At 62.4% G+C, this 20,249-nt stretch carries 20 protein-coding genes and 2 pseudogenes; 12 read left to right on the top strand and 10 right to left on the bottom strand.

Annotated features, from left to right (window positions below; all coding sequences use genetic code 11):
- Positions 1-2: 2 nt before the first annotated feature.
- Positions 3-494 carry an acetyl-CoA carboxylase biotin carboxyl carrier protein gene (gene accB, locus V8352_RS15685; RefSeq protein WP_336425244.1) on the bottom strand — a complete coding sequence of 164 codons (492 nt, stop codon included), beginning with the start codon at positions 492-494 and terminating at the stop codon, positions 3-5.
- 225 nt (positions 495-719) lie between these two features.
- Between accB and queC the strand changes: the two genes are divergently transcribed.
- The 4 genes from queC to queF are packed head-to-tail and all read left to right on the top strand — an operon-like array spanning position 720 to position 2,978.
- On the top strand, positions 720-1,415 hold the full coding sequence (queC, locus tag V8352_RS15680; protein ID WP_336425243.1) for a 7-cyano-7-deazaguanine synthase QueC: 696 nt from the start codon (positions 720-722) through the stop codon (positions 1,413-1,415).
- 3 nt (positions 1,416-1,418) lie between these two features.
- Positions 1,419-1,775, top strand: coding sequence for a 6-pyruvoyl trahydropterin synthase family protein (locus V8352_RS15675; RefSeq protein ID WP_336425242.1), 357 nt, complete (start codon positions 1,419-1,421; stop codon positions 1,773-1,775).
- The gene (gene queE / locus V8352_RS15670; RefSeq protein WP_442971047.1) at positions 1,754-2,494 is read left to right on the top strand and encodes a 7-carboxy-7-deazaguanine synthase QueE; all 741 of its coding nucleotides are present in this window, start codon (positions 1,754-1,756) and stop codon (positions 2,492-2,494) included. The genes V8352_RS15675 and queE overlap by 22 nt, the downstream gene beginning before the upstream one ends.
- A 19-nt stretch (positions 2,495-2,513) precedes the next feature.
- Positions 2,514-2,978 (top strand): preQ(1) synthase, encoded by a 465-nt coding sequence (gene queF, locus V8352_RS15665; protein WP_336425240.1) that lies wholly within the window; start codon positions 2,514-2,516, stop codon positions 2,976-2,978.
- 80 nt (positions 2,979-3,058) lie between these two features.
- Here the strand turns inward: queF and acs are convergent, their stop codons facing one another.
- The 7 genes and pseudogenes from acs to V8352_RS15635 form a co-directional block, all read right to left on the bottom strand.
- On the bottom strand, positions 3,059-5,008 hold the full coding sequence (gene acs / locus V8352_RS15660; protein WP_336425239.1) for an acetate--CoA ligase: 1,950 nt from the start codon (positions 5,006-5,008) through the stop codon (positions 3,059-3,061).
- 70 nt (positions 5,009-5,078) lie between these two features.
- Positions 5,079-5,834: an ABC transporter ATP-binding protein gene (locus V8352_RS15655; protein WP_336425238.1), complete on the bottom strand. Its 756-nt coding sequence runs from the start codon at positions 5,832-5,834 to the stop codon at positions 5,079-5,081.
- A 62-nt stretch (positions 5,835-5,896) separates the two neighbouring features.
- Positions 5,897-6,031 carry a hypothetical protein gene (locus V8352_RS21995; RefSeq protein WP_442971049.1) on the bottom strand — a complete coding sequence of 45 codons (135 nt, stop codon included), beginning with the start codon at positions 6,029-6,031 and terminating at the stop codon, positions 5,897-5,899.
- Positions 6,032-6,136: 105 nt separating this feature from the next.
- Positions 6,137-6,655 (bottom strand): annotated as a pseudogene (locus V8352_RS15650) (ABC transporter ATP-binding protein); the annotation flags it as partial.
- Between the two features lie 12 nt (positions 6,656-6,667).
- Positions 6,668-7,861 (bottom strand): branched-chain amino acid ABC transporter permease, encoded by a 1,194-nt coding sequence (locus V8352_RS15645; RefSeq protein WP_336425236.1) that lies wholly within the window; start codon positions 7,859-7,861, stop codon positions 6,668-6,670.
- Positions 7,862-7,865: 4 nt separating this feature from the next.
- Positions 7,866-8,897: a branched-chain amino acid ABC transporter permease gene (locus tag V8352_RS15640; protein ID WP_336425235.1), complete on the bottom strand. Its 1,032-nt coding sequence runs from the start codon at positions 8,895-8,897 to the stop codon at positions 7,866-7,868.
- A 128-nt stretch (positions 8,898-9,025) separates the two neighbouring features.
- Complete coding sequence (locus tag V8352_RS15635; protein WP_336425234.1) at positions 9,026-10,399, bottom strand: substrate-binding protein; 1,374 nt, start codon at positions 10,397-10,399, stop codon at positions 9,026-9,028.
- 197 nt (positions 10,400-10,596) lie between these two features.
- Here V8352_RS15635 and V8352_RS15630 point away from each other — a divergent pair, with 197 nt between their 5' ends.
- The 5 genes from V8352_RS15630 to V8352_RS15610 all read left to right on the top strand — a co-directional run bounded on the left by V8352_RS15630 (position 10,597) and on the right by V8352_RS15610 (position 16,973).
- Positions 10,597-12,027 (top strand): short-chain fatty acyl-CoA regulator family protein, encoded by a 1,431-nt coding sequence (locus V8352_RS15630; RefSeq protein WP_336425233.1) that lies wholly within the window; start codon positions 10,597-10,599, stop codon positions 12,025-12,027.
- Positions 12,028-12,176: 149 nt separating this feature from the next.
- The gene (locus V8352_RS15625; RefSeq protein ID WP_336425232.1) at positions 12,177-12,548 is read left to right on the top strand and encodes a response regulator transcription factor; all 372 of its coding nucleotides are present in this window, start codon (positions 12,177-12,179) and stop codon (positions 12,546-12,548) included.
- A 53-nt stretch (positions 12,549-12,601) separates the two neighbouring features.
- Entirely contained in the window at positions 12,602-13,036 is a 435-nt protein-coding gene (locus V8352_RS15620; protein WP_336425231.1) for a hypothetical protein, read from the top strand.
- The gene (locus V8352_RS15615; RefSeq protein ID WP_336425230.1) at positions 13,036-15,726 is read left to right on the top strand and encodes an ATP-binding protein; all 2,691 of its coding nucleotides are present in this window, start codon (positions 13,036-13,038) and stop codon (positions 15,724-15,726) included. Before V8352_RS15620 ends, V8352_RS15615 begins: the two co-directional genes overlap by 1 nt.
- Positions 15,727-15,830: 104 nt before the next feature.
- Positions 15,831-16,973 carry a FliM/FliN family flagellar motor switch protein gene (locus V8352_RS15610; protein ID WP_336425229.1) on the top strand — a complete coding sequence of 381 codons (1,143 nt, stop codon included), beginning with the start codon at positions 15,831-15,833 and terminating at the stop codon, positions 16,971-16,973.
- 114 nt (positions 16,974-17,087) lie between these two features.
- Here V8352_RS15610 and V8352_RS15605 read toward each other — a convergent pair whose 3' ends face one another.
- Positions 17,088-17,303: a hypothetical protein gene (locus V8352_RS15605; protein WP_336425228.1), complete on the bottom strand. Its 216-nt coding sequence runs from the start codon at positions 17,301-17,303 to the stop codon at positions 17,088-17,090.
- 142 nt (positions 17,304-17,445) lie between these two features.
- On the opposite strand from V8352_RS15605, the gene V8352_RS15600 reads away from it, so the two are divergent.
- The 3 genes and pseudogenes from V8352_RS15600 (at position 17,446) to V8352_RS21985 (ending at position 19,460) form a co-directional block, all read left to right on the top strand.
- Positions 17,446-17,706: a DUF2312 domain-containing protein gene (locus tag V8352_RS15600; RefSeq protein WP_336425227.1), complete on the top strand. Its 261-nt coding sequence runs from the start codon at positions 17,446-17,448 to the stop codon at positions 17,704-17,706.
- 1,142 nt (positions 17,707-18,848) lie between these two features.
- Positions 18,849-19,238, top strand: a pseudogene (locus V8352_RS21990) (PAS domain S-box protein); the annotation flags it as partial.
- An 18-nt stretch (positions 19,239-19,256) separates the two neighbouring features.
- Positions 19,257-19,460 (top strand): PAS domain S-box protein, encoded by a 204-nt coding sequence (locus tag V8352_RS21985; RefSeq protein ID WP_442971048.1) that lies wholly within the window; start codon positions 19,257-19,259, stop codon positions 19,458-19,460.
- Positions 19,461-19,474: 14 nt separating this feature from the next.
- Here the strand turns inward: V8352_RS21985 and V8352_RS15590 are convergent.
- Positions 19,475-20,249: LysR substrate-binding domain-containing protein (locus tag V8352_RS15590; RefSeq protein ID WP_336425225.1), on the bottom strand; the 775-nt coding region annotated here is incomplete at its 5' end.

Raw genomic sequence — 20,249 nt, 5'->3', positions numbered from 1 at the left:
CCTTACTCGATGATCATCAGGGGCGCGCCGTATTCCACGGCGCCGCCATCCTCGACGAGGATGCGCTTGACCGTGCCACCGCGCGGGGCGGGGATATGGTTCATTGTCTTCATCGCCTCGATGATCAGCAGCGTGTCGCCTTCGTTGACCTGATCGCCGACCGACACGAAGCTGGGCGCTCCCGGCTCGGCCTGGGTATAGACGGTGCCGACCATGGGCGAGGTCACTGCGCCCGGATGGCTCGCCGGGTCTTCGCCCTGTGCGGCTGCGACGGGCGCCGGGGGCGCGGCGCTTGGCGGAGCGGATTGGGGCATGGGCTGCGGCATATACTGCTGCGGTGCGGCCGCCTCGTTCCGGCGACTCACGCGCACGTTAAGACTGTCATCCTCGCCGTAGTCGCGCTTGACCTGGAGTTCGGTCAGATCATTATCGTTCAGCAACTCGGCCAGCGCCTTGATAAAGGCGACATCGTCGTCATGCGTGGTTTTGGGCATCGGTGATCCTCAAACGGCTTGCGCCCGGCATGGCGCAGTGTGATTTTCGCTGCTTATATGGTATGCGGGCGCCATAGAAAACCGGGTTTGTGCGGACTGTGGGCCATGGGCGGCGCGTCGCCATCTGCGGCCCCTGCGACCGCGCGGGTTGCCTTGGCTGCGCTGCGGGCTTAAATGCCCCTCACTATGCGGTCGCAGCCTACCCGCTCAAAACAAGGACGAGATATGAAAGTCATGGTCATCTGCTCCGGCGGGATGGACTCGGTCGCATTGGCGCATCGCTATGCGGCGACGGGCGCGTTGCACGCGCTTTTGTCGTTCAACTACGGCCAGCGCCACGCCAAGGAGCTGGACTATGCCGCCGCCTGTGCGCGGCGCCTCGACGTGCCGCATCACGTGATCGACATCTCTGCCATCGGCGCGGCCCTTGGCGGCAGCGCGCTGACGGACGATATCGACGTGCCCGACGGGCATTACGCCGAAGAAACGATGCGGATCACGGTGGTCCCCAATCGCAATGCCATCATGCTGGCCATCGCCTTTGGCATGGCTGCCGCGCAAAAGGTGGACGCGGTTGCCACCGCCGTGCATGGGGGCGATCACTTCATCTATCCTGATTGCCGCCCCGATTTTATCGCCGCCTTTCAGGCGATGGAGGACCGCGCGATGGACGGCTATGCAGATGTCCGGCTGCTGACCCCCTATGTGAATGGCAGCAAGGCCGATATCGCCGCCGACGGGGCGAGGCACGGCACGCCCTTTGCCGAGACGTGGTCCTGCTACAAGGGCGGCGATCTGCACTGCGGGCGCTGCGGCACCTGCGTCGAGCGGCGCGAGGCGTTTCATCTGGCGGGCGTCGATGACCCTACGGTCTATGCCGATCCCGAGTTCTGGCGCGGCGCCACTGGCAACGAGGAATAGCGCATGTATCGCATCACCAAGGAATTCCACTTCTCGGCGTCGCATCAGCTGTTTGGTTTGCCCGACGATCACCAATGCGCGCGCCTGCACGGTCACAATTATATCGTCGTGGTCGAGCTGGTGTCCGATACGCTGAACCCGCATGGTTTTGTGCGCGACTATCTCGAGCTGTCCCCGCTCAAGCGCTACATTGATGACGAACTGGATCACCGCCATCTCAACGAGGTGCTGGGCGATGATTGCGTGACGGCCGAGCGGATGGCCAAGCACCTTTATGACTGGTGCGCCGCCCGCTGGTCTGAGACTGCGGCGGTGAAGGTCAGCGAGACGCCCAAGACATGGGCCGAGTATCGCCCGTGAGCGACGCCATCCGCATATCCGAGATCTTTGGCCCGACGATTCAGGGCGAGGGTGCGCTGATCGGTGTGCCTACGGTATTCGTGCGCACGGGCGGCTGCGATTTTCGCTGCGTCTGGTGCGACAGCCTGCACGCGGTGAACAGTGAATACCGCCATGACTGGACCCCGATGAGCGCGGTCGCGGTGATGGACGAGGTGCGCCGACTGTCGCGCGGGGTGCCTTTGACCGTGACACTCTCGGGCGGCAATCCGGCGATCCAGCCCATGGGCGAGCTGATCGAGGCGGGCCGGGCCGAGGGCTATGGCTTTGCCATCGAGACGCAAGGCTCGGTCGCGCGGGACTGGTTCGCGCAGCTCGACATGCTGGTGCTCAGCCCCAAGCCGCCGTCGTCCGAGATGGAGACCGACTGGCAGATCTTGCAGGACTGCGTGGACGCGGCCAAGGGCGCGCCCACCGTGCTCAAGATCGTCGTCTTTGACGAGGCCGATTATGCCTATGCGCAGGACGTGGCGGCGCGCCATCCCGCGCTGCCGATCTACTTGCAGCCCGGCAATCACACGCCGCCCCCGCCCGAAGATGACAGCGCGACCGTCGATCAGGACGGGATCGACGAACGGATGCGCTGGCTGGTGGACCGGGTGATCGCGGATCGCTGGCACGCCGCGCGCGTGCTGCCGCAGCTGCATGTGATGCTATGGGGAAACAAGCGCGGCGTTTAGGGCCGCCAGAGGAGGCGAGATGAGCGAGAATATCTATCAGGATCTCAAGCAGCTTGGCGCGAACACCGCGCTGCCCGACGATCCGGCCACGGCCGAGCTGGAGCGTGTGAAAAATCCGCAAGGCGACGTGCTCTACAATGTGCGCTTTGTTGCGCCCGAGTTCACGTCGCTTTGCCCGATGACCGGCCAGCCCGATTTTGCGCATCTGGTGATCGACTATGTGCCGGGTGACTGGCTGGTCGAGTCGAAGTCGCTCAAGCTTTATCTGGGCAGTTTCCGCAACCATGGCGCGTTTCACGAGGATTGCACCGTCACGATCGGGCGGCGCATTGCGGAGTTTACCGAGGCTAAATGGCTGCGCATCGGCGGCTATTGGTATCCGCGTGGGGGCATTCCGATCGACGTGTTCTATCAGACCGGCGAGATGCCTGCCGGGGTCTGGATTCCCGATCAGGGCGTGCCGCCCTATCGCGGGCGCGGCTAAGATCTTTCACGCCAAAGCCTTGCTGCAAAAATTGAGCAACATTGCGCGCCCCGCGGGATCATCCGGCGGGGCGCATCTGGTTACTTCTTGTTCATCCGGTTTTCGATCAGATCATCCACCACCGACGGGTCGGCCAGCGTGGAGGTGTCGCCCAATGCGCCAAAGTCATCCTCGGCGATCTTGCGCAGGATGCGCCGCATGATCTTGCCCGAGCGTGTCTTGGGCAGGCCCGGAGCCCATTGGATCAGGTCCGGCTTGGCAATGGGGCCGATTTCGGTGCGCACCCACTTCTCCAGTTCCTTGCGCAGATCCTCGGTCGCCTCGACCCCGTTCATCAGTGTGACATAGGCATAGATGCCCTGACCCTTGATGTTGTGCGGGTAGCCGACAACGGCGGCCTCGGCCACGTCGGCATGGGCGACAAGAGCCGATTCCACCTCTGCCGTGCCCATCCGGTGCCCCGAGACGTTGATGACATCATCGACGCGGCCCGTGATCCAGTAATAGCCATCCGCATCGCGGCGGCATCCGTCGCCGGTAAAGTAATAGCCTTTGTAATCCGAGAAATACGTCTTCTCGAACCGCTCGTGATCGCCGTAGACGGTGCGCATCTGGCCGGGCCAGCTGCTTTTGATGCACAGAACGCCGGAGGCTTCAGGCGTGGTCTGCTCTTCGCCGGTTTGCGGGTCGAGGATAACGGGCTCGATCCCGAAGAAGGGCTTGGTGCAGCTGCCGGGCTTGGTGGGTGTCGCGCCGGGCAGGGGGGTCATCAGGTGGCCGCCGGTTTCGGTCTGCCACCACGTGTCGACGATGGGGCAGTTGCCCTTGCCGACGACATCATTGTACCAGTTCCACGCCTCGGGGTTGATCGGCTCACCCACGGTGCCCAGCACCTTGAGATCGCTCAGATCGCATTTCTCGACGTATTCCTTGCCCTGACCCATCAGCGCGCGGATGGCGGTGGGCGCGGTGTAGAACTGATTGACCTTGTGCTTTTCGCAGACCTGCCAGAAGCGGCTGGCATCGGGATAGGTCGGCACGCCTTCGAACATCAGCGTGGTGGCACCATTCGCCAGCGGCCCGTAGATGATATAGCTGTGGCCCGTGACCCAGCCGACATCGGCGGTGCACCAGAAAACATCGCCCTCGTGATAATCAAAGACATATTTATGCGTCAGCCCCGCATAGAGCAGATATCCGGCCGAGCTGTGAACGACGCCCTTGGGCTGACCGGTGGAGCCGGACGTGTAGAGAATGAACAGCGGATCCTCGGCATTCATCGGGCGGGCCGGGCACTCGGGGCTGACATGCTCCATCTGCGCCTTGACGTCGACATCGCGCCCGTCGACCCATGTGGTCTGCCCGCCGGTATGCTTGACCACGAGGCAGCGCACCTTGTCGTTGCAATGCAGCAGGGCGGCATCGGTATTCGACTTCAGCGCCGTCTTGCGGCCGCCGCGCGGGGCCTCGTCGGCGGTGATGACCACCTTGGCGCCCGAATTGTTGATCCGGTTGGCCAGCGCGTCGGGCGAGAACCCGGCAAAGACGATAGAATGCACCGCGCCGATGCGCGCACAGGCCAGCATGGCATACGCAGCCTCGGGGATCATTGGCAGATAGATCACCACGCGGTCGCCGCGCATGATGCCTTGGCTCAGGAGCACATTGGCAAAGCGGCACACCTTTTCGTGCAGCTCCTTGTAGGTGATGTGCAGGGACGGTGTGTCTGGGTCGTCGGCCTCCCAGATGATGGCGGTCTGATTGCCGCGCGTCTTGAGGTGGCGGTCGATGCAGTTTGCCGCGACGTTCAGAACGCCATCCTCGAACCAGCGGATGTCGACGTTGCCGTGCTCAAAAGAGGCGTTCTTGACCTTGGTAAATGGCTCGATCCAGTCAAGCTTTTGGGCATGTTCGCCCCAGAACGCATCGGGATCCTTGATCGAGGCGGCATACATCTTGTCGTAAGTGTCGGCGTCGATATGCGCGGATTTTGTGAACTCCGGGGCGGGGGAATATGTTTTGTCGGACATGAAAGTGACTTTCTGTAGTGAGTGATCGTGGCTGGACGCAGCGGGGCACATGGTGCGCCGCAGGCGGCGCCTAGATCGCCAGGTATTCCGCGCGCAGCTTTTCGTCGTTCAGCACCTCGGCCGCGCTACCGTCAAAGACGATGCCGCCGGTGTCAAGGATGACGGCCCGGTCCGAAAGGTTCAACGCGCGCACGGCGTTCTGCTCCACAAGGATGGTGGTGATGCCCTGATCCTTGATGATGCGCAGCGTCTTTTCGATCTCGTCCACGATGACAGGGGCAAGGCCCTCGTAAGGTTCATCCAGCAGCAGCACCTTGATGTCGCGGGCCAGGGCACGCGCGACCGCCAGCATCTGCTGTTCGCCGCCCGAGAGGGTGACGCCCTCTTGCGTGCGGCGCTCGGCAAGGCGGGGGAACAGATCGTAAATCCGATCGAGCGACCAGCCGATGGGCGGCGCGATCTGCGCTAGCTGCAGGTTTTCCTCGACCGTGAGGCCGGGGATGATGCAACGATCCTCGGGAACGAGGCCGATCCCGGCGACGGCAGCCTCATGGCTTTTCATCTTGTGCAGGGGTTGGTGGTCCAGCCAGATTTCCCCATGATTGAGCTGGGGGTTGTCCATGCGGGCGATGGCGCGCAGCGTCGTCGTCTTGCCCGCGCCGTTGCGACCCAGAAGGGCGAGGATCTCGCCCTCATGAACGTTGAAGCTGATATCCTGAACGATATAGCTTTCGCCGTAGTAGGCCTGCATTCCCCAGACCGACAGAAAGGCGGGTGCTGTCGCGGCGTGGTTGGCGTTCTTGGTGAAATCGGGTTGTGCGGTCATATCTGTTGTCCTTTTGCGGGCATCGGGGCGGTGTCCGGCCCATGTCTGGCGGCGCGCGCCCGTCAGGCTGCGGTTTCGCCCAGGTAGGCTTCGCGCACCTTGGGGTGGCCCTTGATCTTGTCCGGCGTGTCCTCGACCAGGGGGCTGCCCTGTGCCAGCACGGTGATCCGTTCGGCCAGGCTGAACACCACGTGCATGTCATGCTCGATGATGGCGATGGTGATGTCGCGCTCGTCCTTGATCTGTTTCAGCAGATCAATCGTGTTGTTCGTGTCGGCGCGGGCCATGCCCGCCGTCGGCTCGTCCAGCAGCAACAGGCGCGGCTCTTGCGCAAGACACATGCCGATTTCGAGGCGGCGCTTGTTGCCTCGGCTCATCGAGGCCGAGTGATTGTGCCGCTGGTCGGCCAGGTTCAGGCTTTCCAGCATGTGCTCTGCCTGCTCGACCACTTCGCGCTCGCTGCCGACGCTTTCGATGGCATGCATGCGAAAGGCGCCATCGCGCTTGGCAAAGATCGGGATCATCATGTTTTCCAGGACCGTCAGATCACCGAAGATCTCGGGCGTCTGGAACACGCGGGAAATGCCCATCTGATTGATCTCGTAGGGCTTGCGCCCCAGCACCGACTGGCCGTCAAAGCTGACCGAGCCCGTGTCCGGGATCAGCTTGCCCACCAGCACGTTCAGGAGGGTGGATTTGCCGGCCCCGTTGGGGCCGATGATCGCGTGCACGGAGTTCTCCGCGACGCTGAGGTTCACATCCCCCAGCGCCTGAAGACCGCCGAAACGCTTGTTGACGTTCTTGACTTCTAGAATGCCCATGGCTGCGTTTCCTTATTCGGCCGGAGATGTTTGCTTGGAGGATTTCTTGGCCTTCTTGCCTTGGAAGATGCGGCGGATGCGCTGCCCTCCTTCGACGAGACCGCCGGGCAGAAAGATGACGACGAGCATGAAGACGATACCCAGCGTCAGATGCCAGCCCTTGCCGATGAAGGGATAGATCAGCGCGACAGTCAGATCCTCAAGACCGTCCGGCATCCAGTAGAACCACTCATGCAAGATGCTACCGTTGATCTTGGAGACGATGTTTTCCATATATTTGATCAGACCCGCGCCCAGGACCGGGCCGATCAACGTGCCCGCACCACCGAGGATTGTCATCAGGACGACCTCACCAGAGGCGGTCCAGAACATCCGCTCGGGCCCCACTTGGGTGTCCATCGCCACCATCAGGCCACCGGCGAGGCCGGCATACATACCCGAGATCACGAAGGCCGCCAGCGCATAGGGTCGCGCGTTGAGGCCCGTATAGGTCATGCGGGTGTTGTTGGACTTGATCGCGCGCAGCATCATGCCAAAGGGCGAGCGGAAGATGCGGATCGACAGATAGAAGGCCAGCACAAGGGCGACTGCCGCGATATAATAGCCCGCGTTGAAGGTGAACTGCCATGCGCCGACGATCATGTCGTAACTGTCGGTCATGTCGAGGCCAAAGAGGTTGGCGCTTGCGCGTTCGCCCTGCCCGAGAACACCGTCAAGGACACGTGCATCATTGAATCTGAGTTGCAGACCTGTCTCGCCGCCCGTGATTGGCGTCAACACCGAATAGGCCAGCGCATATGACATCTGCGCGAAGGCAAGGGTCAGGATGGCAAAGTAGATGCCCGAACGCCGCAGCGAGATGAAGCCGACGATCAGGGCAAAGAGGCCCGCAATGATGATCGACATGATGATGCCGGGGATGATGTTGGTCGTCAGCAGCTTCATCATCCAGATCGCGGCATAGCTGCCCACCCCTAGGAAGGCTGCGTGACCAAAGCTGAGATAGCCGGTCAGGCCGAAGAGGATGTTGAACCCGATGGCGAAGATTCCGAAGATCACGAAGCGCTGCATCAGATCGGGGTAGCCCGCGTTGAACTGTGCCATTCCCGAGTTGACGGGAAATGGGTTCAACAGGAAGGGGGCGAGCAGCGCGAGGGCTGCGACGATCACCAGCAACATGGCGTCTTTGCGTGTCAGTCCCAGCATGGTCTTATTCCTCCATCACGCCCTTGCGGCCCATAAGGCCACGAGGACGTGTCAGCAAAACGATGATGGCCACCAGGTAGATGACGATCTGATTGATCCCGGGCAGTGCCTCGAGAACGGCGGACATCGAGGCGAAGCTCTCGAGAATGCCCAGGAGAAATCCGGCCAGCACGGCGCCCGGAAGGCTGCCCATGCCGCCCACGACGACCACGACAAAGCTGAGCACGAGAAAATCCATGCCCATGTGGTAGTTGGGGCTGTTGATGGGCGTATACATCACACCCGCCAGGCCGGCGACGGCAGCGGCGATGCCGAACATGATGGTGAAGCGCTTGTCGATGTTGATGCCCAGCAGGCCCACCGTCTCGCGGTCGGCCATGCCGGCGCGCACGACCATCCCGAAGGTGGTAAAGCGCAGGAAGGCAAAGACACCGCCGACAATCACAAGGGCAAAGGCGAAATAGACGAGGCGCCAGTAGGGGTAGATGATCGAGTTGGCCTGCATCCCCAGAAATTCACCAAAGTCGAACGAGCCGCGAAACGCCTCGGGCGCCGGGGTCGGGATCGGGTTGGCACCATAGAAATACTTGATGATTTCCTGAAGGACGATGGCAAGGCCAAAGGTCACCAGAATCTGGTCCGCATGCGGGCGTTTGTAGAAATGCTTGATCAGCCCGCGCTCCATGATGACGCCGATGGCGATCATGACAGGGATGGCAAAGAGGATCGAGATCGGCACGGCCCAGTCGATCATGAAATCGCCCGCGCTCTCGCCGACAAGACGGTATATATAGGGCACCTCGACTGTCATCGGATTGCCCAGAAAGTCGGTGCGCGACTCGTCCACGATCTCGTGGCTGAACGTCAGAATGCGGCTGAGCGTGACCGCGCAGAATGCGCCGATCATGAACAGGGCGCCGTGGGCAAAGTTCACCACCCCCAGCGTGCCGAAGATCAATGTCAGGCCGAGGGCGATCAGCGCATAGGCCGATCCCTTGTCCAGTCCATTGAGGATTTGCAGGATTATCGCATCCATCGTCTGCCTCACATGTCAGAAATCAGTCCAGCCAATCTCAGTGGCCAGGTCGGGCCCGGAACGAGCCATCGCGCAGGAAAGAGGTGTGTGGCCCGCCCCCGATACCTCGGAGGCGGGCCGTCATGCTCTTATGCGCCGGAGTTGCACTCGCCGAGCGATGCCTCGGAGCCGCCGAACTCGGGGGCATCGGGGGCATAGGTCACCTGATCGGCAGGGGTAACCTCGACGATTTCGACCAGGTCGAATTCGTTCTCGGGGTCTTCCTTGCCGCGCACCACCACAACGTCCTTGAAGCACTGGTGGTCTTCGGCGCGGTAGAGGGTCGGCCCGTTGCCCAGACCGTCGAACTCGAAGCCTTCGAGTGCTTCGACGACTGCGCAGGGGTTGAAGCTGCCTGCGCGCTCGACCGCATCCGCATAAAGCAGGGTCTGAACGTAGCAGGTATGTGCCGCCTGGCTGGGCGGGAAGCCGTATTTCTCGCCGAAGGATTTCACGAAAACATCGGTGCCGACATAGCGGTCACCCTTTTCGCGCTCCAGTTTCCAGTCCCAGTTCTGCGAGCCAAAGATTCCCGCGATGCTCTTGCCGGCGCCGCGCGCCATAAGCTCGGAGTAGAGCGGCACGATGATTTCGAACTGCTTGTCGTTGACCATCTTGTCGCGCAGACCGAACTGGACGGCGTTGGTCAGCGAGTTGACCATGTTGCCGCCGTAGTGGTTCAGAACCAGCACATCGGCGTCCGACTGAAGGACGGGTGTGATATAGGCGCTGAAGTCCGTCTGGGTCAGCGGGGTCTTGACCGCGTTTACGGTCTCCCAGCCCATGGCTTCGGTCGAGTTGCGGATCGCTTCCTCGGTGGTGTAGCCCCAGTTGTAGTCCGCGGTCAGGTGATACGCCTTGCGGTCAGAGCCATAGGCGTTCGCCAGAACGGGCGCGAGGGCCGCGCCGGACATCCAGCTGTTGAAGAAGTGGCGGAAGCCGTTGGCCTTGCGGTCCTTGCCGGTCGTGTCGTTCGAGTGTGTGAGGCCGGCCATGAAAATGACGCCGGCGTCCTGGCAGAGCGCCTGCACGGCGACAGCCACACCCGAGGACGAACCACCGGTGATGATGATGGCGCCGTCTTTTTCGATCATCGACTTGGCCGAGGCGCGTGCTGCGTCGGACTTGGTCTGGGTGTCGCCGGAAACGTACTCCACCTTCTTGCCCATGATGCCGTTGCCTTGCAGCGCCTTGGAGCTGAAGGTGTTCATCATGCCGCCGTCGCCTTCGCCGTTCAGATGCTCGACCGCGAGCTCATAGGCGCGCAGCTCGTCGGCGCCCTCATCGGCATAGGGCCCGGACTGTGGCACATTGAAGCCCAGCGTGACGCTGCTGGCTTCGCTGGGATCATTGGTGAAGGCCGCGACGCTGCTGGCCGTGAAGATGGTCGGAACCGCGAGGCCCGCGCCCGCGACGGCGCTCGTCTTGAGCATACCGCGACGGGTGAAGTTGGATGTGGACATTGAATCCTCCCTTTATGATCAATCTCGACAAACGCCTCCTCCGCGCATTGCCGTGACCGCACTTTGTGCAAAAGGATTATGACACGACGAAAGAAAAATTCTCAACAACTGCCTTTTGCAAAACAATTATTTTGTAAAATTGTGCACAGGACTTTTGATTTTCGTGTAAAGATCGGTCAATCGCATTGGAAACCGCATTGAAACGAAACGAAAATGACACTGGCCCCGCCGCCACGCAGGGTGATGAGGCAGGCACGATCACCGGCACGCGCATCCGCGCGCGCCGGATGGAGCGGGGTTTGGCTCAGGGCACACTTGCGCGGCAGGTGGGCATATCGCCCTCCTATCTCAATCTGATCGAGCATAATCGCCGCAGAATCGGTGGCGGAATACTGCTGCGTATTGCCGCCGCGCTTGAGGTCGATGCGCAGGCGCTGGCCCATGGGGGCGAGGCCGCGCTGATGGACGGTCTGCGCGAGGCGGCAGGCGACATGGCCAGAAGCGGCGCGCCCAACGCTGCTGGGGACGCGCCCGCCGATGATACGCTGCCCCCGCCCGAGTTGGATCGCCTCGAAGAGTTCGCCGGGCGCTTTCCCGGCTGGGCGCATCTGGCTGTTGCAACGTTACGCCGTGCGCAAGGCGAGGCGCGCCGCGCCGATGCGCTGGCCGATCGTCTGGCGCATGATCCGCATCTGGCCGGATCGCTGCACGAGGTCCTGTCGGTCGTGACCGCCATCCGGTCCACGGCGTCGATCCTGGCCGATACCAGCGGGCTGGAGCCGGAATGGCAGGCGCGATTTCACCGTAACCTTGGCGAGGATAGCCAGCGGCTGGCCGAAGGGGCCGAGCGGCTGGTGCGATACCTCGATGAGGGGCCCGGCACGGGCCGCGACATCCTGTCGCCGCAGGACGAGATGGACAGCTTTCTGGATGCTGCCGGTCATCGGTTTGACGCGCTGGAGAAGGGCGGTGATCCGGCCGATATCCTCAGGGATGCAGGCTTGCGCCCCGGCACCGGCGCGCATGAGTTGATCGCCGCCGCGCTGGCGCGCTATGCGGCCGATGCCGCTGCGCTGCCCGAGGCAAGGCTGCACGCGGCTCTGGCGCGGCACGGCACCGCGCCACTGGAGCTGGCGCGGGATCTGGGCGCGCCGCTGCCTTTGATCTTTCGCAGGCTGGCGGCCATGCCCGAGGATCTGGTGGGCCCTGTGGGGCTGGTCACTGCGGATGCCTCTGGGGCTATTCTGGGGCTGAAGCCGCTGGAGGGCTTTGCGGTGATGCGTCTGGCCGGGGTCTGCGCGCTCTGGCCGCTTTTTCGCGCCGGCGCGCAACCGGGGATGGTCCTGCGCCAGCGCCTGCTTCAGCCCGAGCGCGATGCGCGTCCGGTGCTGGCGCTGACCGCCGCCGAAGAGGCGGTGCCCGGCGGCTTCAATTTGCCGCCGCTTTTGCGCAGCTACATGCTGCTTTTGCCGGACCGGGACGCGAGCGGTTGGCTTGCGCAGGGCGAGGATGGCGCGCCGGTGCCCGTGGGCACCTCGTGCCGGATCTGCCCAAGGCGCGCCTGCGCAGCCCGGCGCGAGCCGTCGATCCTGCCCGATGCCGATCCGGGCAGCGCGCCCGCCAGCTAAGTCATATACGTCATATGGGCTTTTGACATAAGCCCATCCAATCGCCAATAGTTACGTTTTGCAGCCACCGATTGGGGGCCGCCAAGAATGTCCGCAGAGCGCACCGGAGGAGAGGTGCGCCCCGCGCGGACAGCAGGGAGGGGATGCGGATGGCAAGGCAGGTCTTGCTGATCGAGGACGAGCCGAACATCATTGAGGCCATCAGCTTCATCTTGTCGCGCGATGGCTGGCAGGTGCGCAGCCATACGGGCGGCGCAGGCGCGATGGATGCGGTGCGCGAGCGGCGCGCCGATCTGATTATCCTCGACGTGATGCTGCCGCATCGCTCGGGGTTCGAGATATTGGCCGATATCCGCGCCGATCCGGAACTGGGCGCGACGCCTGTTCTGATGCTGACGGCGCGCGGCCAGCGCAAGGACCGCGAGATGGCCGAGCGCGCGGGCGCCAGCCGCTTCATGACCAAGCCCTTCTCCAACACTGAGATGCTGGAGGCTGTGCGCGCCCTCGCAGGGCAGGCATGAGCAAGCCGCCGCGGCCTGCCGCAGGGCAAGCGCCCCGGCCTTCAGGCGAGCCCATGACGGATTCTGACGCCGCGCCCGCAGCATCCGAGGCATTCGGCGCGCGCCAGCCGTCAAAATCGAAGGCGGGTTACGCGCTCTTCGTGGCGCGCAGCACGTATCGCCAGCGCCGGATGATTGACGCTGCGGGACTGCTGCCCATCTTGGGCGCATTGCTCTTTGCGCTGCCGCTGCTGTGGTTGGGAGACAGCACGCCCGAAGGGCAAGGGGGGCAAGGCGCAGGCGCGCGCACCTCGCATGTCATGATCTATGTCTTTGTCGTCTGGGGCGGTCTGACGATCTTGTCGGCGGTGATCACGCGCGGGCTGCATTCGGTGGCCGGTGCAGGCGATGGTGATCCGCCAGAGCACGAAGACCCGGACCATGGCGGTGAGGCCAGCCAAGCAGGCAAGGATGCGCCCCATGATGGCGGCGGGGCGCGGGTGCGCTGATGGCGACGCTCAATGTCCTTGCGGCGGTCTGCGTCGTTTATGTGATCTTTCTCTTCACCGTTGCCTTTGCCGCTGATCGCGCCGCACGGCGGGGGCGCGGCGCATGGCTGCGCTCGCCCCTGGTCTATACGCTATCGCTTTCCATCTATTGCACGGGATGGACATTTTACGGCGCGGTGGGCTTTGCCGCGCGCTCGGGCATGGAATACGTCACGATCTATCTCGGCCCGACCCTGGTGATGATCGGCTGGTGGTGGACCCTGCGCAAGATGGTGCGCGTGGGCCGCAGCCAGCGCATCACATCCATCGCTGACATGATCTCGTCCCGTTATGGCAAGTCCAATACGCTGGCGGTTTGCGTGACGATTATCGCGGTGATCGGCACGACGCCCTACATCGCCCTGCAATTGCAATCGGTCACGCTGGCCTTTGCCGCCTTCTCGCCGCAGGGTCTCGAGGGGGGGCGTTCGGTGCAGTCGATTGCGATCTACGCCGCGCTGGGCCTGACCCTTTTCACCATTCTCTTCGGCACCCGAAACCTTGATGCCAACGAGCGTCATCACGGCGTCGTCATCGCCATTGCCGTCGAAGCGGTGGTCAAACTGATCGCGCTCATCGCGGTTGGCGTCTTTGTCGTCTGGGGCCTAGAGGGCGGCCTTGCTGCCACGCTGGCGCGCATCGACGCCTCGCCCATCGCCGACTTCGACGTCTCGGGTAGCCGCTGGACCGCACTGACGCTGCTCTCAGCGGCGGCGTTTCTGTGCCTGCCACGCATGTTTCAGGTCATGGTGGTCGAAAATGAGGACGAGGGCCATTTGCGCACCGCCGCCTGGGCCTTTCCGCTCTACCTGATGCTGATCAGCCTCTTTGTCGTGCCCATCGCCGCCGTTGGTTTGCAGGTGATGCCGGCAGGGTCCAACCCTGACCTCTATGTGTTGAACCTGCCGCTCGTGGCAGGGCAGGACGGGCTGGCGATCCTTTCGTTTCTCGGGGGGTTTTCCTCGGCCACGTCGATGGTCATCGTTGCGGCCATCGCGCTGTCGACCATGGTGTCGAACCATATCGTCATGCCCATATGGCTGCGCGCCACTGGGGGCACGGCGATGATGTCTGGCGATGTGCGCCAGGTTGCCCTGTTGGCGCGGCGGCTGTCCATCGCGGCTGTCGTGATGCTGGGGTATTTCTATTTCCGCATGTCTGGCGGGGGCACGGCGCTGGCGGCCATCGGCCTTGTCGCCTTCGGAGGTGTCGCACAGTTTCTGCCCGCATTGATGGGCGGCCTGATCTGGCGCGGCGCCACGCGCAGCGGGGCGCTGGCGGGGCTGGGTGTGGGATTTGTGCTGTGGATCTACTGTCTTTTCCTGCCGAGCTTTGGCGTCGGGGTGGTCCTGCCGCAGCACGTCTTTGACCAGGGGCTCTTCGGGCTCTCATGGCTGCGCCCGCAAGCGCTGCTGTGGACCGGGGGTATGGATCCGCTGGTGCATGCGGTCATGTGGTCCGTGGGACTGAACACGGCGGCCTTTTGCATTGTGTCGATCCTCAGCTTTCCGCGCCCGGTCGAGCGGCTCCAGGGGGCGCAATTCGTCAATGTCTTTGAACATTCGCGCGGGCCGGGCACATGGACCGGCGGGCGCGGCCAATCGGAGGATCTCTTGATCATGGCGCAGCGCATCATGGGCGCCGCCGAGGCGCAGGAGCTGTTCAGCCGCGCCGCGCGCCGTCAGGGCCTGACCGGCTACCTGCCCGAACCCTCCCCCGACTTTCTCGAATGGCTCGAGCGGCGGCTGTCAGGCTCGGTCGGCGCCGCGACAGCACATGCCATGATCAGCCAGATCGTCGGGCGCACCACCGTCTCGGTCGAGGATCTGCTGGCGGTGGCGGATGAGACGGCGCAGATCATGGAATACTCCAGCCAGCTCGAGGCGAAATCGGCCGAGCAGGCCAGAACCGCGCGGCAGCTGCGCGAGGTCAACGAAAAGCTGACCCGCCTCTCGGTGCAAAAGGACGGCTTTCTAAGCCAGGTCAGCCATGAGTTGCGCACGCCCATGACGTCGATCCGGGCCTTTTCCGAGATCCTGCGCGAGGGTGAGCTGAGCGGTGACGAACAGAAGAAATACGCCTCGATCATTCACGCCGAGTCGCTGCGGCTCACGCGGCTGCTGGATGATCTGCTGGACTTGTCCGTGCTCGAATCCGGGCAGGTGGTGCTGAATGCGCAGACAGGCACGCTGGCAGAGGTGCTTGATCGCGCCGTCGCAGCAACGGTCGGCAGCGCACCGGCTGGAAAATCAGGCGCGCGGTCCGACACCCTGGACATCCAGCGCGACGCGGAGGCCGAGCAGGTGCGCCTCAATACCGACATGGACCGGCTGGCACAGGTGTTCATCAATCTCATCGCCAACGCGCGCAAGTATTGTGACGCGGAGACCCCGGTGCTGCGCGTGCGGTCCGAGACGGGCGAGGCCGGCCTGACGGTGGATTTCATCGACAACGGGACAGGCATCGCCATCGAAGATGAGGCGCTGATATTCGAGAAATTCTCGCGGCTGGGGGCCACGCGGGCGCCGGGAGCGGGCCTTGGCCTTGCCATTTGCCGCGAGATCATGCTGCGCCTTGGTGGCACGATATCCTATTTGCCGGGGCAGGGCGGCGCGGCGTTTCGCGTGACGCTCCCGCGCGAGGCGCTCTGACGCGCCGTTTTCTGGCAAAAGGTCGTTCGGTCGAAACCTTTTGGTAACCCAAGGCGCGTTACGCTCTGTGCCACGGCAACAGGCAAGGGATGGCGGCAGAACGCATGGCACCTCAGAGCGGCAATACGGTCATCCACCGCAAGGCGCGCGCCTCGCGAGAGGAGTATCAGGCGCGTGCGATGTCTCCGGCCAAGGCATTGCGTCTGGCGCTTGCCCAGGCGTCGGACATGCTGTTTGATCTGCCGATGGTCGTGGCTGCGGTCGAACAGGTCGAGATTTCGCAAACCGCGCTCAGGGCGGAATTTGCGGACGGCGGCCTGATGGTGCTGCTGGATGGTCCGCGCGGTGCGCGCGGGGCCGTGTGCGTCGATACCGCGCTGCTTGCCGCGCTGATCGAAATTCAGACGACGGGGCGCGTGACCGGGCGCGGAACGGGCGGACGCGCCGTCACGCGCACCGATGCGGCCATCGCGGCACCGCTGATCGACGCGGCACTCAGCGGTGCCGAGGCCAAGCTGGAGGGGGATGCGCAAGAGCCGGGTGGTGGGGTGCAATCTGTGCCGCATTGGGCGGCGGGCTATCGCTTTGGCGTGATGATGGACGATGCGCGCGGTATGGCATTGGCCCTGAGCGCGCCCGCCTTTCACGTCTTTCGCATGATGGTCGAGGTGGGTGATGATGGCCATCCCGGCGCTGTCACCTTTCTGCTGCCGGTGCCCGAGACGCCCGCGAGGCCCGTGTCTGACCCCAAGTCCTCCGCCTTGCAGCGCACGCTTGAGCAGAGCGCGATGAATGCGCCGGTCAGTCTTGAGGCCGTGCTGGGCCGTGTCACACTGCCGCTCGAAAAGGTGTGCAAGCTGGAGGTGGGCGGACTGCTGCCCTTTTCGGCGGAGCCGAATTTGCAGGTGCGGCTGGAGGCCAGTCAGAAACACGTCGTGGCAGTCGCAAAGCTGGGCCAGCTCAATGGTGCGCGGGCCGTGCGCCTGATTCCCGAGGCCAAGGACGCGCCGCCGGCTCCGTCCGCCAGGCAATCACTCGCAGGAGCGGGGCAAGCAGCGGGCCCCGGCCGATCGGGCGAGATCCCGGGCGCGCCTGCCGTCGATGTGACGCGGATCGCTGACATTGCCGATATGTCGGGCACCGCGCCCAAGGAGGAATGTGCCCTGCTCCCGAACGCGGCCACGCCAGTGCGCGCTGCCGCTGCCAGCGGTGCCCCAAGAGAGATGTCGGATCACGGTGTGGAGTGATGCCTGCCCTGCCCTGCGCGCTCGGCGTGCTGCATCTCGGCTCTTTGTGCTGCAATGCAGTATGGGTTTAGGAATGTGGGTTTGGTGCTTGGCTGGATCTGATGAACGCCAACGTCAGCGCAGCAAGATACCGATGACCACCATCATCAATCCGATCACGGACAGAAAAAGCGCGCCAGTGTTCACGGGCAGCACCTTTTTCAGAACCTCGCGCATTTCAGCGTCCTCGAGCCGCGCGCGCCGCGCGGTCCACACGCGCGCCACGCACCAGATCAGACCGACCAGACCGACAAGAGAGACGGCCGCGCCGCTCCAGATGAGTATTTGCATGACTTCGGTCCTTGGCTAGAGGTCAAGATGTGTGTCTCGTTGCCCTCTAGCGTGCCGCGACGCCAAGCTCAAGTCGCCGGGGCTTGCGGGATGGCAGGGGCCGCTGTAGTCACGGGCATCTTTGAGGATGCGGAGTAGATCCATGGACGACCAGACCCCAGATGCCACCTATCGCGTCACCGCAGATGAACTGCGCCAGTTCATCGAGCGTATCGAGCGCCTCGATGCGGAAAAGAAGGACCTGGCCGAACAGCAAAAGGAAGTCATGGCCGAGGCCAAGGCGCGCGGCTACGACACCAAGGTCATGCGCAAGGTGATCGCCCTGCGCAAGCGCGACAAGGACGACATCGCCGAAGAAGAGGCGGTGCTTGAGATGTATAAAGAAGCGCTTGGCATGCAGTGAATTCATTGTAAGCATTTGATATTTATAAAGAAAATGTCATTTTTTGTGCGGTCCCTGAAATGGTGTTGTGCAGGGCCTGTTTTTTGCCGAAAACTTGGTGCTTCTCAAGGTGTCCTCGGTGCGCGAGGCACTCTTTGGAAGGTATTGGATAACCGTCGGAAATTATTTATGAAAATATGATCCATAAGAACTTTTGGGCAAATCCGAGGCGACAATTTCCCTATATTTCAACTACATGAAAGTTCCGTGCTCCTGTGCCAAAGGCATGATTTCATGTGCCATGACCTTTGTGTCATTTTGTTTTTTCGGAACACCTTGGAGCGATCGTATGGATCGAAGCAAGTTACTGTTTTTGAATTAAAAAAATTGACTGTGCCATCGTGTCAAACAAATGGAAATTCGCGTGCAGTCGACCGGTGTGCTGCAAGTTTCTCGTCAACGTCCCCTTGAGAATGTTAGCGGATGAGAGAAATTTTTTCTTCTTGGTGCCAAGTTTTCTGTGTCACATGCTCGGGCGTGTGCTGCCCAGAAAAGCTGGTGCGCGGTCAATTTTTCCACGATGCGGGGCGCTTGGAATTTCTGCAAAGCATTCGCGAAGCCAGCTGGAAATTCCGACGCTTGAGGCTGGAAATCTCATGCCGTGGCGCTTCGAAGAATTCCTGCGAAAATTATCGGGAAGGCGTTGTTTCCCGGATGCCGGCACTGCGGACCTTCCGGCCGTTCGCTGCCGGCACCTCCCCTCATGCTTTGCTGACGCGGCATCCGATAAGTGGGCGGATTCCGGTCATTCGCTGCAAGTGCAAAGTGTCGGGTTTCGATTGTCAGAACTGACATTCAGGCGATCATCAAAGCCCGCGTTCTTCCGCACTGCCGCATGCCCTTGGCGTTCCGGATGGCGGAGGCCCAGTCGACGACGGCCAGCGACGCCAGTGCGAAATTCGCCCGGAAAAAAGGGGCAGGCTAACTGCCCAGCCCATTAGGTCAGTTAGCTTCTCGGCCTGGCTCGGTATACTCATCATTTATACTAATTTTGGCTTCTACCCGAATTCTGGCGACTGGACGCACGGAAGCCGGCGCCACCTCATCATCACATCGTCAGCAACTCCTTTGCGAACGTGATCCGAAAGGACGCCTTCAATCCCATGCGAATTACCATTCTCAACGAATCCGACACACGATACCGCGGCCTTCTCGAAGCCGCTCCTGACACCATGGTTGTCGTCAACGCAGTCGGCGAAATCGTCCTTGTCAATTTGCGGACGGAGAAACAATTCGGTTATCGCCGCGACGAACTTGTAGGCCAGCAGATCACGGCAATCATTCCACAAGGTTTTGCGGAGCGACTGATCGCCGATGGCACCCGGTCGGCGGCTGAGGCACTTACCCAGCAGATCGGTACCGGGATCGAACTCTTGGCGCGGCGCAAGGACGGCAGCGAATTCCCCATTGAGATGATGCTGAGCCCGCTGGAAAGCGACGATGGCATTCTTGTCACCGCGGCGATCCGCGACATCACCCTGCGCAAGGCCGCGGAACTGAACCTGGTTCAGATGGAGGCCCGATATCGCGGGCTGCTGGAAGCGGCGCCCGATGCCATGGTGGTGGTGGATGAAGACAGCGACATCATCCTGGTGAACGCTCAGGCCGAAAAGCAGTTCGGATATCTGAAATCTACGCTCGAAGCCATCGCGGCCGGACACCCGCAACAGCGCATCGACGAGTTGCTTCCCTGGAATTTCCGGCCGTCAAACTGAAATCCCAGCGCTCTTCAGGCACCGCTTACGCTTAACCGCCCAGCCTCAGCGAATTCCACGAGACGGTCTACAACGTAGCGGATTCTGGGGCTGAGCTGTCCTTGCCGGGCCCAGACGATGTGGACATCAACTGTGCCCTGCGAATGGTCTTCCAGAATGGGAACCAGGGTTGCGGCGTTTAGATGCTCGCGCAAGACCGAGGACGGCATCTGACAGATCCCGAAGCCCGCGACCGACGCCGCTATGATGGCATCGCCGTCGCTGAATTGATGTGTGGGCGGAGGTGTAATTCGCTGTGTATGGCCGTTTTCCTGAACAAGCCAAGTCACGGGGGGCCCCCTTCGCATCCCTACAATGTTCCAGTGGTTCTGCAGGTCGGAGAGCGACCGGGGCACACCTTGCTCCTGTAAATAGGAGGGCGCGGCGCAGATCATGAGCCTTTGACTTGCAAGCTTGCGCGCGATCAGCCCTTGCGTGTCCGGTAGGGGGCCGAACCGGATCACCAGATCGACATCGTCATGTAGCGGGTCGATGACGGCATCGGTGAAGGACAGCGTCAGGCTCAGGCCCGGATGGGGCTTCGCAATCTCCAACAGCATCGGTAACAGGATGCGGCGTCCGAAGGCCACAGGCATATCGACGCGCAGCCTTCCGCCGATGACTAGGTTACTGGAGGTCAGGGTGAGAACGGCGGTGCGAAAGTCGGCCACGGTAGCGGCGGGATGAGCCTGCTGCGGGCGGCGTAAAAGTCGTCCACCTTTACCCTTTCTGGTGACAGGGAGGGCGGGA

The sequence above is a fragment of the Roseovarius sp. D0-M9 genome, from assembly GCF_037083805.1.
Classification (GTDB): domain Bacteria; phylum Pseudomonadota; class Alphaproteobacteria; order Rhodobacterales; family Rhodobacteraceae; genus Roseovarius.
This window is presented reverse-complemented; position numbering and strand designations above follow the sequence as displayed.